The organism is Microbacterium sp. UBA3486 (assembly GCF_002377845.1).
GTDB lineage: Bacteria > Actinomycetota > Actinomycetes > Actinomycetales > Microbacteriaceae > Microbacterium > Microbacterium maritypicum_A.
This window is the reverse complement of the sequence record NZ_DFQP01000065.1, coordinates 90,005-103,017: the sequence shown is the minus strand read 5'-3', so window position 1 is coordinate 103,017 and position 13,013 is coordinate 90,005. Positions and strand designations below refer to the sequence as shown.

Annotated in this window: 10 protein-coding genes; 4 read left to right on the top strand and 6 right to left on the bottom strand. The window is 68.2% G+C overall.

Annotation, left to right across the window (positions count from 1 at the left end):
- From B2869_RS09290 to B2869_RS09280, 3 genes are all read right to left on the bottom strand, one after another.
- Nucleotides 1-1,040 (bottom strand): hemolysin family protein (locus B2869_RS09290; RefSeq protein WP_292765457.1); only part of this gene is annotated, 1,040 nt, incomplete at its 3' end.
- Nucleotides 1,037-2,353 carry a hemolysin family protein gene (locus tag B2869_RS09285; RefSeq protein WP_021199868.1) on the bottom strand — a complete coding sequence of 439 codons (1,317 nt, stop codon included), beginning with the start codon at nt 2,351-2,353 and terminating at the stop codon, nt 1,037-1,039. The genes B2869_RS09290 and B2869_RS09285, both read right to left, overlap by 4 nt.
- 112 nt (nt 2,354-2,465) lie before the next feature.
- Entirely contained in the window at nt 2,466-3,920 is a 1,455-nt protein-coding gene (locus tag B2869_RS09280; RefSeq protein WP_292765452.1) for a GuaB1 family IMP dehydrogenase-related protein, read from the bottom strand.
- Nucleotides 3,921-4,080: 160 nt separating this feature from the next.
- On the opposite strand from B2869_RS09280, the gene B2869_RS09275 reads away from it, so the two are divergent.
- A complete protein-coding gene (locus B2869_RS09275; RefSeq protein ID WP_292765449.1) occupies nt 4,081-7,758 on the top strand; it encodes a multifunctional oxoglutarate decarboxylase/oxoglutarate dehydrogenase thiamine pyrophosphate-binding subunit/dihydrolipoyllysine-residue succinyltransferase subunit in 3,678 nt (1,225 codons plus the stop codon).
- 63 nt (nt 7,759-7,821) lie between these two features.
- Here the strand turns inward: B2869_RS09275 and B2869_RS09270 are convergent, their stop codons facing one another.
- Genes B2869_RS09270 through B2869_RS09260 form a run of 3 tightly spaced genes read right to left on the bottom strand, consistent with a single transcriptional unit; the run spans nt 7,822 to nt 10,062 of the window.
- Nucleotides 7,822-9,123: a GNAT family N-acetyltransferase gene (locus B2869_RS09270; protein ID WP_292765446.1), complete on the bottom strand. Its 1,302-nt coding sequence runs from the start codon at nt 9,121-9,123 to the stop codon at nt 7,822-7,824.
- Nucleotides 9,124-9,157: 34 nt separating this feature from the next.
- Nucleotides 9,158-9,403 (bottom strand): zf-HC2 domain-containing protein, encoded by a 246-nt coding sequence (locus B2869_RS09265; protein WP_021199864.1) that lies wholly within the window; start codon nt 9,401-9,403, stop codon nt 9,158-9,160.
- A complete protein-coding gene (locus tag B2869_RS09260; RefSeq protein WP_021199863.1) occupies nt 9,400-10,062 on the bottom strand; it encodes a sigma-70 family RNA polymerase sigma factor in 663 nt (220 codons plus the stop codon). Before B2869_RS09260 ends, B2869_RS09265 begins: the two co-directional genes overlap by 4 nt.
- Before the next feature lie 70 nt (nt 10,063-10,132).
- Here B2869_RS09260 and aroA point away from each other — a divergent pair, with 70 nt between their 5' ends.
- The 3 genes from aroA to bcp are packed head-to-tail and all read left to right on the top strand — an operon-like array spanning nt 10,133 to nt 13,005.
- Entirely contained in the window at nt 10,133-11,449 is a 1,317-nt protein-coding gene (gene aroA / locus B2869_RS09255; RefSeq protein WP_292765443.1) for a 3-phosphoshikimate 1-carboxyvinyltransferase, read from the top strand.
- Nucleotides 11,450-11,451: 2 nt separating this feature from the next.
- Nucleotides 11,452-12,522, top strand: coding sequence for a ribosome small subunit-dependent GTPase A (gene rsgA / locus B2869_RS09250; RefSeq protein WP_136023837.1), 1,071 nt, complete (start codon nt 11,452-11,454; stop codon nt 12,520-12,522).
- Between the two features lie 9 nt (nt 12,523-12,531).
- The gene (gene bcp / locus B2869_RS09245; RefSeq protein ID WP_021199860.1) at nt 12,532-13,005 is read left to right on the top strand and encodes a thioredoxin-dependent thiol peroxidase; all 474 of its coding nucleotides are present in this window, start codon (nt 12,532-12,534) and stop codon (nt 13,003-13,005) included.
- Nucleotides 13,006-13,013: the final 8 nt, after the last annotated feature.

Below are 13,013 nucleotides of genomic sequence, written 5' to 3'. Positions count from 1 at the left end.
GTCGCGTCCTGCACCTCCCCGACCAGCTCCTCGAGGATGTCCTCGAGGAACAGCACGGCGGTGGTGTTGCCCTGCGCGTCACGCACCTTCGCCAGATGCCGACCCGCGCGACGCATGACCGCGAGGGCGTCCTCGAGATCCGTGTCCTCCTGCACCGGCACCATGTGGTGGATGCGCTTGGCCGGAACCGGCTCGACCATCTTGGCCTCGGCGTCGGGGCCTTCGGACGCGCGGAGGATGTCTTTCAGGTGCACATAGCCGATCGGTACGGATGCATCGTCGACGATCACGTAGCGCGAGAACCCGTATCGTGCGACCGCCTTCTCGATGTCGTCGGGCGTCGTCGACTGGGGCAGCGTGACCAGATCGCTCAGTGGCACCGCGACGTCCCGCGCCTTCTTGTCGGTGAACTCGACCGCTGCGGCGACTGTTCCCGCCGTGTCCATGAGCACGCCTTCACGACGCGACTGGCTGACGATGGTCGCGACCTCATCGAGCGTGAACGTCGATGCGGCCTCGTTCTTGGGCTCGACCCGGAACAGGCGCAGGACGCCGTTGGCTGCCGCGTTGAGCACCCAGATCACGGGCATGAACACCTTCGACACCCACACCAGCGGTGGGGCGAGGATCAGCACGGCACGGTCCGGCACCGAGAACGCCAGGTTCTTCGGCACCATCTCGCCGAACACCACGTGCAGGAAGGACACGATCACCAATGCGATCGTGAACGACACGGCGTCGACCGCACCGTCCGGCCACCCGAGCGCGTGCAACGGCACGGAGAGCAGATGGTGGATCGCCGGCTCGGACACATTGAGGATGAGAAGCGAGCAGATCGTGATGCCCAGCTGCGACGTCGCGAGCATCAGCGTCGCGTGTTCCATCGCGTACAGCGCGGTCTTCGCGGCGCGCGAGCCCTGGTCGGCTCGAGGCTCGATCTGCGATCGTCTGGCCGAGATCACCGCGAACTCGGCACCGACGAAGAACGCATTCGCGACCAGGAGCACGACGAGCCAGGCGAGTCCTGCCCAATCGCTCATCGGGTCACCTCCTCATCGCCATCGAGGGGATTCGGCACGTAGCGCACCCGATCCACCCGTCTGCCATCCATGCGGACCACCTGCAGCACGCCGCTGTCGAGAGAGACCTCGTCGCCCACCGCGGGCACGCGCTCGAGCACGCTCATGACGTAGCCGCCGACGGTGTCGTACACATCGCCCTCGGGTACTTCCACACCGGCACGGCGACGCAGCTCGTCCGGGCGCAGCTCTCCGGGGAACGTGACGCCCTCCCGGTTGCGGATGACTCCCGCGCGGGTGCGATCGTGCTCATCGGCGACTTCTCCGACGAGTTCTTCGACGAGGTCTTCCAAGGTCACCAGCCCCGCGGTCCCGCCGTACTCGTCCACGACGATCGCGAGTTGATAACCGCGTGCACGGAGTTCCGCGATCAGGGCGTCGACGTGCACGGTCTCCGGAACGCGCAGCGGTTCCGTCGCGAGGGCGCCCACCGGCACCTCCGTGCGCCGCTCGCGCGGAACCGAGATGGCGGCTTTCAGGTGCACGACGCCGGTGATGTCGTCGAGGTCGTCGTCGTACACGGGGAAGCGGCTGTGGCCCGTGCGTCGCGCGAGCTGGATGACGTCGTCCACCGAGTCGCCTGCGGCGATCGCGTGCATGCTCGGTCTGGCCGTCATCACGTCGGCGGCCGTGAGGCGCGAGAACATGAGGGTGCGGTCGAGCAGCGAGGCGGTGTCGGCCTCCAGCAGGCCCGCGTTGGCGGACCGCCGCACGAGCGATGACAGCTCCTCCGCGCTGCGGGCGCCTGAGAGCTCTTCTTTCGGCTCGATCCCCATGCCGCGCAGTACGCCGTTCGCACTGCCGTTGAGCACCACGACGGCAGGTTTGAACACGGTCGTGAACGCGATCTGGAAAGGGATCACGAGCTTCGCCGTGGCCAGCGGCAGAGCGAGGGCGAAGTTCTTGGGCACGAGTTCGCCGAGGATCATCGAGAGCACCGTCGCCACCAGCATCGCCACGATGGTCGCGATCGGCGCGACGGCCGCTTCAGGGAGGTTCCAGGCGATGAGGGTCGGGCGCAGGAGGTTCGACAGCGCCGGCTCCATCGTGTAACCGGTCAGAAGCGTCGTGAGCGTGATGCCGAGCTGGGCCGCCGAGAGATGCGTCGATGTGTGCCTGAGGGCGCTGATCGTGAGCGAGAGCCGCGATTCGCCGCGTGCCTGCCTGGCTTCGAGTTCGGCGCGATCGAGGTTCACCAATGCGAACTCGCTCGCCACGAAGAGGCCGGTGCCGACCGTGAGCAGGAGCCCCACGCCCAACATGATGTAGTCCATCAGAGGTTCCTCTCCTGTGAGAGAGGCGGACAGTGGGGCGATGTTCTACAACTGGGAGGGTCGTCCATTATGCCGACGATTGTACCGAAGACGACGGGGAGTGCGCTCGCGGTCACCAGCTGACCGGCAGCGCCTTGCCCTCTTCGTAGCCGGCCGCAGACTGCAGGCCCACCACGGCGCGCTCATGGAACTCCGGTACAGACGAGGAGCCGGCGTAGGTGAAGGAAGAGCGGACACCGGAGGTGATCATGTCGAGAAGGTCCTCGATCCCGGGACGGAGCGGGTCGAGATAGATCTTCGATGAGGAGATGCCCTCGGCGAAGAGCTCCTTGCGAGCACGCTCGTAGGCGTCGAGGCGACCGAAGCGCGCCTGGACAGCCTTGGTCGACGCCATGCCCCAGGACTCCTTGAACAGACGCCCCTCTGCGTCGCGCTGCAACTCTCCCGGCGCCTCGATGGTGCCGGCGAACCAGGATCCCACCATGACGGAGGCCGCGCCGGCGGCGAGGGCCAGAGCGACATCGCGCGGATAGCGCACGCCACCGTCGGCCCAGACGTGCGCACCGAGCTCGCGTGCCGCCTGCGCGGTCTCGAGCACGGCGGAGAACTGCGGGCGACCGACCGCGGTCATCATGCGGGTGGTGCACATGGCGCCGGGGCCGACGCCGACTTTGAGGATCGAGGCCCCCGCGTCGACCAGATCGGCCACGCCGTCGGCAGTGACGATGTTGCCTGCGACGACGGGGAGGCCGAGGTCGAGCTCGGCGACCGCGCGCAGAGCCCGCAGCATCCCCTCCTGGTGGCCGTGGGCGGTGTCGACAACCAGAACGTCGACGCCTGCCGCTGCGAGTGCCTTGGCCTTGGCCGCGACGTCGCCGTTGATCCCGACGGCCGCGGCGACCGCGAGGCGCCCATCGGAATCGACCGCAGGGCGGTAGAGCGTCGAGCGCAGCGCACTCCGGGCGCTCAGCGTTCCGACGAGGTGTCCGTGGTGCACGACGGTCACCATCTCGACGCCTGCGTCGGTGATCACATCGAACGCGTGGCGCTCCGAGCCGATGTCGTCCGCGTCGATCGCCGGCGTGCCGTGGTGCACGAGATCGCCGAGCTGCGCATCGGGGAGCGCCGTGGCCAGGCGGGTCGCCGGGAGGATCCCGAGGATGCGCTCGACGTCGATCGGCGCCGTGCCGCGGGCGACGACGATCCCGTGACCGCTGGTCGCCGGGAGCAGACGGAGCGCATCGGCCGCCGATGCTTCGGGAGGCAGCACGATGGGCGTGTCCCAGAGCACGGGCTGCGACTTCACCTCGCGGATCGCCGCATCGAGATCCTGCAGCGGCAGGTCCTGGGGCAGCACGCCCAGCGCGCCACGCCGCGCGAGCACGGCTGCGATGCGCGGGCCGGTCACGGAGTTCATGTTCGCGGCAACGAGTGGCAGGGTCGCCGGGGTGCCGTCCTGCGGGGCGAGGTCGACCTGGAGACGGCTGGTGACCGCGGATCTGCGCGGCACCAGGAAGACGTCGGAGTAGGTCAGATCGACGGTCGGCTGCTCTCCAGAGAACTTCATGCTTCCACGGTACCCAGATCGCGACGCGGTGGGCGCTCAGCTTCGACGATTCCCATAGCGAAACACGTTAGGCTTGTTGGTCGAGAGTGTGCGGGCCCGAACGCATCCTGCGTCGACGTCCGCACCAGAGAGCTTCAGCGATGAAAGAGGGCGATCGAGAGTGTCGAACCAGGTGACCGGCGTCAACGGCGACGGGGGGTTCGGAGCCAATTCCTGGCTCGTTGAAGAGCTCTACGAGCAGTTCAAGGTGAACCGCGACTCCGTCGACAAGGAGTGGTGGCCCATCCTGGAGAAGTACCACTCCGAGACGGCTTCCGCAGCTCCCGCGGCAACACCCGATGCGCCGGCGGCTCATCCCGTCACCGCACCGATCCCGGTGATCGGTTCGCAGCCGGTGGCGCGCACGACGGCCAAGCCCGCCGCTGCCGCGCCGATCCCCGCCCAGGCCCCGAAGCCGGCGAAATCCGAGTCGAAGGACGCTCCGGCGCCCGCCGAAGAGGACAAGGTCACGCCGCTGCGCGGTCTGCCCAAGACTCTCGCCGCGAACATGGACGAGTCGCTCACCGTCCCGACCGCCACCAGCGTGCGTACCGTCCCGGCCAAGCTGATGATCGACAACCGCATCGTCATCAACAACCACATGGCACGCACCCGCGGCGGCAAGGTGAGCTTCACCCACCTCATCGGTTGGGCACTCATCCGGACACTCGACGAATTCCGCAGCCAGAACGTGTTCTACGCGGAGGTCGACGGAAAGCCCTCCGTGGTCGCGCCGGCGCACGTCAACCTCGGCATCGCGATCGACCTGCCCAAGCCCGACGGCACACGCGCCCTCATGGTGCCCAGCATCAAGCGCGCCGACACCCTCACCTTCACCGAGTACCTCTCCGCCTACGAGGACCTGGTCACCCGCGCCCGCGGCAACAAGCTGACGGCCGGCGACTTCCAGGGCACCACGGTGTCGCTGACGAACCCGGGTGGCATCGGAACCGTGCACTCGGTGCCGCGTCTGATGAAGGGCCAGGGCTGCATCATCGGCGCCGGTGCCCTCGAGTACCCCGCCGAGTTCCAGGGCGCGAGCGAGAAGACGCTCAACGAACTCGCCATCGGCAAGACGATCACACTGACCAGCACCTACGACCACCGCGTCATCCAGGGCGCCGGCTCCGGCGAGTTCCTCAAGAAGGTGCACGAGCTGCTCATCGGCCAGCGCGGGTTCTACGACGACATCTTCGCGGCCCTGCGCATCCCCTACGCGCCGATCCGCTGGAACCCCGACATCGCCGTCGACCTCGCCGAGCGCGTCGACAAGCAGTCCCGTGTGCAGGAGCTCATCAACTCGTTCCGTGTGCGCGGACACCTGATGGCCGACATCGACCCGCTCGAGTACGTGCAGCGCTCGCACCCCGACCTCGAGATCGAGAGCCACGGCCTCACCTTCTGGGACCTGGACCGCGAGTTCGTCACCGGCGGGTTCGGCGGTCGGCGCATCGCGAAGCTCCGCGACATCCTCGGGGTGCTCCGCGACTCGTACTGCCGCACGCTCGGTATCGAGTACATGCACATCCAGGACCCGGAGCAGCGTCGCTGGTTCCAGGAGAAGGTGGAGGTCAAGTACCAGAAGCCCGGCCACGACGAGCAGCTACGGGTTCTCCGCAAGCTCAACGAGGCCGAGGCCTTCGAGACCTTCCTGCAGACCAAGTTCGTCGGTCAGAAGCGCTTCTCGCTCGAGGGCGGCGAATCGCTCATCCCGCTGCTCGACGAGATCCTTCAGGGCGCCGCGACCGCCGGCCTCGAGGGCGCCGCGATCGGCATGGCGCACCGCGGCCGTCTGAACGTGCTCACCAACATCGCCGGCAAGACCTACGGCCAGGTGTTCCGTGAGTTCGAGGGCACGCAGACCCCGGGCAACCAGCGCGGTTCCGGCGACGTCAAGTACCACCTCGGCACCGAGGGCACCTTCGTCGCCGACGACGACTCCGAGCTTCCGGTCTACCTGGCCGCCAATCCCTCGCACCTCGAGACCGTCGATGGCGTGCTGGAAGGCATCGTCCGCGCCAAACAGGACCGCAAGCCGATCGGCACCTTCGCCTGGCTGCCGATCCTCGTGCACGGCGACGCGGCCTTCGCCGGTCAGGGTGTCGTGGTCGAGACGCTGCAGATGTCGCAGCTGCGCGGCTACCGCACCGGTGGCACGATCCACGTGGTCGTGAACAACCAGGTCGGATTCACCACGACGCCGAACGACGGCCGCACGTCGATCTACTCGACCGACGTCGCCAAGACGATCCAGGCGCCGGTGTTCCACGTGAACGGCGACGACCCCGAGGCCGTCATCCACGTCGCGCAGCTCGCGTTCGAGTACCGCGAGCGCTTCCACCGTGACGTCGTGATCGACCTCGTCTGCTACCGCCGACGTGGTCACAACGAGGGCGACGACCCCTCGATGACGCAGCCGTTGATGACCGACCTCATCCAGGCGAAGCGTTCCGTCCGCCGCCTGTACACCGAGTCGCTCGTCGGCCGTGGTGACATCACCGAGCAGGAGTACGACGAAGCCAAGGCCGATTTCCAGAATCGCCTGGAGATCGCGTTCGCCGAGACGCACGCCGCCGAGACCGGCGCTCTGCCGATCGCTCCAGAGCAGGCCCCCGTCGACGACCAGGTCGGTGCCCCCGAGATCACCGGTGTGCCGAGCGAGGTCATCCAGATGATCGGCGACGCCTTCGTGAACAAGCCCGAGGGCTTCACGGTGCACCCGAAGATCCAGCAGCTGCTGGACAAGCGCCTCGACATGAGCCGAAACGGCAATATCGATTGGGGCTTCGGCGAACTGCTCGCATTCGGTTCGCTGCTGGTGGAGGGAACGCCCGTCCGGCTCGCCGGCCAGGACGCTCGCCGCGGCACGTTCGTGCAGCGACACGCGACCCTGCACGACCGTGCGAACGGCCAGGAATGGCTGCCGCTGTCGAACCTCTCCGACGCTCAAGGGCGCTTCTTCGTCTACGACTCGCTGCTCAGCGAGTACGCCGCCCTCGGCTTCGAGTACGGCTATTCGGTGGAGGCTCCCGAGGCGCTCGTGCTCTGGGAGGCCCAGTTCGGCGACTTCGTCAACGGTGCCCAGTCGGTCATCGACGAGTACATCTCGGCCGCCGAGCAGAAGTGGGGACAGCAGTCCAGCGTGACCCTGCTTCTCCCCCATGGCTACGAAGGCCAGGGGCCGGACCACTCGTCGGCACGCATCGAGCGCTTCCTGCAGATGTGCGCGCAGGACAACATGATCGTGTCGCGTCCGTCGACCCCCGCGTCGTACTTCCACCTGCTGCGCCGCCAGGCCTACGCCCGACCGCGCAAGCCGCTCATCGTCTTCACACCGAAGGCGATGCTGCGTCTGCGCGGCGCGACGAGCCCGGTCGAGGCGTTCACGCAGGGTCGTTTCGAGCCGGTCATCGATGACGACCGCGGGCTCGACCGCACCGCCGTCAAGCGGGTGCTCGTGCACTCGGGCAAGGTGCACTGGGATCTGCGTGCCGAGCTCGAGAAGAACCCGAACCCCGAGGTCGCCCTCGTCCGGCTCGAGCAGCTGTACCCGACGCCGATCGACGAACTCAAGGCCATCACCGACTCCTACCCGAACGCAGAACTGGTGTGGGTGCAGGAAGAACCGGAGAACCAGGGCGCCTGGCCGTTCCTGGCGCTCGCCTTCGCCGACGTTCCCGGAGACCGCGCGTTCCGCCCGGTGTCGCGCCCGGCCTCGGCATCGCCGGCGACCGGATCCTCGAAGGTCCACGCGGCTGAGCAGGCCGCGCTGATCCGCGCGGCGGTCACCCTCGGCTGATCGTCAGACGAGAAGGGGCGCCGCGACTTCGGTCGTGGCGCCCCTTTCGTTTCCCCTCCGGAATCAGTACCAGATGTCGAGCGACGGTGCCGGGAAGGCGACGAGCGCCCGATCGAGCGCCTCGACCGCCGCGGATTCGGCGGAGATCCGTCCGGCACCCTGCAGTGTGGACGCGCGGACACCTCCCGCGTAGAGCGCGGAGAGCGTCGAGACGTCGAGTGTGACGTCGACCGCGGAGCCTCCCGCGGCCGCGTCCACCGTCCCGACCCCGGCGCCGTCGACGCGCAGACGCCAGTCGCCGCTCGCGAAGCCCAGAGAGTCCTCCACGCGAAGGACCGTGTCGATCGGTGCGGAGTAGCGGCGCGCGGTCAGGGCGGTCGGCAGATCCAGGATGCGCAGCCACCCGTGATCGTGCACCTCCTGCTTCACCCCGCGGGTGTCGTGGACCAGCCACAGCAGCGGGTCGTCGATCGGGCGGAGGTCGGCGACCACCTCGTCGACGAGATCGTGCTGCAGCGCGAAACGCCACAGCGCGGTGCGCGCATCGTCGGTCTCGGCGGCCAGCAGGCGCACGTCCATCCGGAAGCGGAAGGTTCCGCCGGCCTCCCCCACCGTGTACGCCATCACACCGCGCAGCGCACCCTCCTCGTCGAGGTAGCGCACCCCACGCGCCTGGTCGCGATCCGGGGTGGGCGCGACGCCCGCGTACCCCTCCCATCGACCCTGCCAGCCGGGGATCTGGCCCGACGCCCGGCCCCGGGCGCGCTCGTGCACCGTGCCGAGATCGGCGGCGAGGGTCTCGCCATCGATGTACTCGAGCCGGCCGGTCGGCGTCGGACCGCTCCAGCCTGCGCGTCGGGTGTCGACCGTGTGACGCGCGACCGGGATCGCCGATCCGAACCCGTACCGACCGTAGATCGTCGCCTCAGACACGGTGAGCCCCGCGATCGGCACTCCTGCGGATGCTGCCGCGCGCAGTTCGCCCTCGAGCAGTGCCCGGGCGATCCCGCGACGCCGGTGCGTCGCCGAGACCGTGACCACGCTGATGGCCCACATGGGGATCTCGCCGCCGGGGACGGTGAGCGGAGTCACCCAGCTGTTGATCGTCGCCACCGGCAGAGCGGTCGCCGGCGGTGTCTTCTCGAAGACACCGATGTTCCGTCGCTCGGCGAACGTCTTCCGCACCTGAGCCCGCATCTCGGCGTTCGGGTCGGACCCGAGGAACCCTCGGTCGACAGCGCGGGCGACGGCGGAAGCGCTCGCCTCGTCGCTCAGATCGACGACTCGGTACTCGAGCCCGGATCCGGCCAGTCTTTCCGTCGAGGTGTTGTCAGCGGGAACGTCGCGCGCATCGATGGAGGTCATCCATCCACACTAGCGACGGCCTCAGACGCGTGTGTCAGTGCTGTGTCGCCTGAACGGCCCGCAGACGCGCGAACACCTGGTCGCGCAGCTCCTCCGGAGCCGTCTCCTTGCAGGCACGAGCGATCACATCGGTGAGGGTGGTGGCGACGAGCGCCTCGTCCCTGCACGACGGGCAGTTCTCGAGATGCTCGCGGATCTCGGTGTGCTCGGTCTTGCACACCTCGTTGCGGAGGTACTCCTCCAGATCCTGACGGGCTTTGTCGCAGCCGCAGTCGCTCATTTCTTGCTCCTCGTCTCAGCCGCGGCGATGCCCCGCTCAGCGGCGTAATCTGCCAACAGCTCCCGCAGCATCCGCCTGCCACGGTGCAGACGGCTCATGACGGTGCCGATGGGGGTCTTCATGATGTCGGCGATCTCCTGGTACGCGAAGCCCTCGACGTCGGCGAGATACACCGCCAGCCGGAAATCCTCCGGAACGGCCTGCAGCGCGTCCTTGACGACCGACGCGGGCATCCGGTCGATGGCTTCGGCTTCGGCCGACCGGCTGTGCGACGCCGTGGTCGACTCTGCTCCGCCCAGCTGCCAGTCCTCGAGCTCGTCGATCGTTCCCTGGAACGGCTCCCGCTGGCGCTTGCGGTAGATGTTGATGTAGGTGTTCGTGAGAATCCGGTACAACCACGCCTTGAGGTTCGTGCCCTGCGAGAACGTCGCCCAGGACCCATAGGCCTTGACGAAGGTCTCCTGCACGAGGTCGGCGGCGTCGGCCGGGTTGCGCGTCATGCGCATCGCCGCGGCGTAGAGCTGATCCATGAAAGGGATCGCCTGCTCCTCGAACTCGCGCCGAGGGTCGCTGACGGTGTCTGCGGTTGCGGTGTCATCCATCATCGGCCAGTCTAGGCCGCTGAGGTCGAACACCTCGCGCTCCAACGTCGCCGGCATACTCTCTCCTTCGCGTCGGGATGCCTGTCTTTCGCGACGAAGCTCCCTGTGTTTACTAAGGTGAGAACCGATGAGCGCCAACAGGTATTCCCCTTCCCGTGTGCAGGGCGCCTATGCCGCGCCCACGACCGACGTGCCGGTGCACGCCGAGCTCACGATCCCCGGTTCGAAATCGCTGACGAACCGCGAGCTGATGATCGCCGCGATCGCCGACGGGCCCGGCCGCCTGATCTCGCCGCTGCACTCCGACGACTCCGCGCGCATGGTCGACGCTCTCCGCGCTCTCGGGGTCGGTATCGAGGAGGTGGACGCCGGACACGAGTTCGGACCCGATCTGGTCGTCACCCCTGCGAAGCTCCGTGGCGGCACCACGATCGATTGCGGGCAGGCCGGAACCGTGATGCGATTCATCGCCCCGCTCGCCGGACTCGCGGAACATGACGTGCATCTCACCGCCCATGAGACCGCCCTCCACCGTCCGATGGGCGGCCTGATCAGCGCGCTGCGCGATCTCGGCGTCGACATCGACGACGAGGGCACCTGGGCCCTCCCCTTCACGATCCGCGGTCACGGTCGGATCCGCGGTGGACGGGTCGAGATCGACGCCTCGGCATCCAGCCAGTTCGTCTCCGGGCTTCTGCTCGCCGCTCCTCGGTTCGACGTCGGCCTGCACCTCGTCCACACCGGCGAGCACCTGCCGAGCCTCCCGCACATCGACATGACGATCGAGGCCCTCAGCCGACGCGGCATCCGCATCGAGCGCCCCGCTGCCGGCGAATGGCTGGTCGAAGCGGGCGTGCCGCGCGCCAAGGAGATCGCGATCGAACCCGATCTCTCCAACGCCGCACCGTTCCTCGCTGCGGCACTCGTCACGGGCGGATCGGTGTCGATCACGGGCTGGCCCGCCCACTCCACCCAGCCCGGTGCGCTGCTGCCCGAGATCCTCCAGGCCATGGGAGCGCACGTCGGCCGTCACGGCGGCACGCTCACCGTGCGCGCCGGCTCCGGAATCCGCGGCCTCGATCTCGACCTCTCCGCGGCCAGCGAATTGACGCCGACCCTGGTCGGCCTCGCCGCCTTCGCGGAGTCTCCGACCACGATCCGCGGCATCGGGCACATCCGTCTGCACGAGACCGACCGGATCGCCGCACTCATCGGCAACCTCCGAAAGCTCGGCGGCGAAGCCGAAGAACTTCCCGACGGCCTCCGCATCATCCCCCGCCCACTGCAGGGCGGCGGATGGGCCGCGCATCACGATCACCGGATGGCCACCACCGGAGCGCTCATCGGCCTGCGCATCCCCGCCGTCGAGATCGACGACATCGGTACGACCGCCAAGACCCTCCCGGAGTTCACGATGCTCTGGGAGCGGATGCTGCGGGGCTGAGGATGAGCTGGCTCGACGACGCCGACGACCTCGAAGACGACTTCGAGGACTTCGACGAGAGCAGCATCCGGACGCGCCCCAACCCGAAGGCGAACCGCCCGCGCACCAAACGTCGCCCAGCGCACGAGGATGCGCAGGTGGGTCGAGTGCTCGGCGTCGACCGCGGCAGGTACTCCGTCCTCCTCGGCGAGGACACCGCCGAGGAGCGCATGATCACCACCACGCGCGCCAGAGAGCTGCGACGTATGCCGATCGTCACCGGCGATCAGGCACGAGTCGTCGGCGACACATCGGGAGACGAAGGCACCCTCGCCCGCATCGTCGGCATCATCGACCGCACCTCGTTGCTGCGACGCAGTGCCGACGACACCGACCAGGTCGAGCGCGTGATCGTCGCCAACGCCGATCAGATGCTCGTCGTGGTCGCGGCTGCCGACCCCGAGCCCCGCGCCCGACTCGTCGACCGCTATCTCGTGGCCGCGCTGGATGCCGGCATCCGCCCACTCCTCGTCGTCACCAAGACCGACATCGCGGATCCCACCGAGTTCCTCACGCACTTCGACGGGCTCGACCTGCGGGTGTTCACCAGTGCGCAGGATCAGATGCCCGTTGACGAGATCGGCGAATCCCTCGTCGGACACTCCACCGTCTTCGTCGGCCACTCCGGAGTGGGCAAGTCCACGCTCGTCAACGCGCTCGTCCCGACGGCGTTGCGCGCCACCGGCCACGTGAATCAGGTCACCGGACGCGGGCGGCACACCTCGTCGTCGACGGTGTCGCTGCGCTACGAAGGCCCCCGCGGGACCGGCTGGGTCATCGACACCCCCGGCGTGCGCTCGTTCGGTCTCGGACACGTCGATCCCGCGAACATCCTTGCGGCGTTCACCGAGCTCGCCGCGATCGCCGAGAACTGCCCACGCGGCTGCACCCACCTCGCCGACGCCCCCGACTGCGCCCTCATCGAGGCCGCGGAGAGCGGCGAACTGGGCGAGACCGGTCGAGCGCGGCTCGACTCCCTGCAGCGGCTCCTGCAGACCTTCGCGGACAAGGCGGAGCAGGCGCCCGGCCGTTAGGCTGGACACGTGACTCAGCGCCTCGAACCCGGAACCGCCGCCCCCGACTTCTCCCTCCTCGACCAGGACGGGAACACCGTCCGTCTGGACGACCTGCGCGGCCAGAAGACCGTGCTGTACTTCTATCCGGCGGCGATGACCCCCGGATGCACCACCGAGGCCTGCGACTTCCGCGACAGCATCTCCTCACTCCAGGGCGCCGGCTATCGGGTGATCGGCATCTCGCGCGACGAACCCGCCACGCTGACGAAGTTCCGCGAGCGCGACGGGCTGACCTTCCCGCTCCTGAGCGATCCCGACCACGCGGTGCACACGGCGTACGGCGCGTGGGGCGAGAAGATGAACTACGGCAAGCGCATCGAGGGCGTTATCCGCTCGACCTTCGTGCTCGACGAAGAGGGCAAGATCGCTCTCGCGCAGTACAACGTCAAGGCCACCGGCCACGTCGCACGACTGCGCAAGCAGCTCGGAATCGACGCCTGAGCCGCGAC

Bases quoted from the DNA above. Each gene is read 5' to 3' on its own strand.
- B2869_RS09280 (WP_292765452.1), bottom strand. From the start codon at position 3,920: ATGAAGTTCTCTGGAGAGCAGCCGACCGTCGATCTGACCTACTCCGAC.
- rsgA (WP_136023837.1), top strand. From the start codon at position 11,452: ATGAGCTGGCTCGACGACGCCGACGACCTCGAAGACGACTTCGAGGAC.
- aroA (WP_292765443.1), top strand. From the start codon at position 10,133: ATGAGCGCCAACAGGTATTCCCCTTCCCGTGTGCAGGGCGCCTATGCC.
- B2869_RS09285 (WP_021199868.1), bottom strand. From the start codon at position 2,353: ATGGACTACATCATGTTGGGCGTGGGGCTCCTGCTCACGGTCGGCACC.
- B2869_RS09260 (WP_021199863.1), bottom strand. From the start codon at position 10,062: ATGCCGGCGACGTTGGAGCGCGAGGTGTTCGACCTCAGCGGCCTAGAC.
- B2869_RS09265 (WP_021199864.1), bottom strand. From the start codon at position 9,403: ATGAGCGACTGCGGCTGCGACAAAGCCCGTCAGGATCTGGAGGAGTAC.
- B2869_RS09270 (WP_292765446.1), bottom strand. From the start codon at position 9,123: ATGACCTCCATCGATGCGCGCGACGTTCCCGCTGACAACACCTCGACG.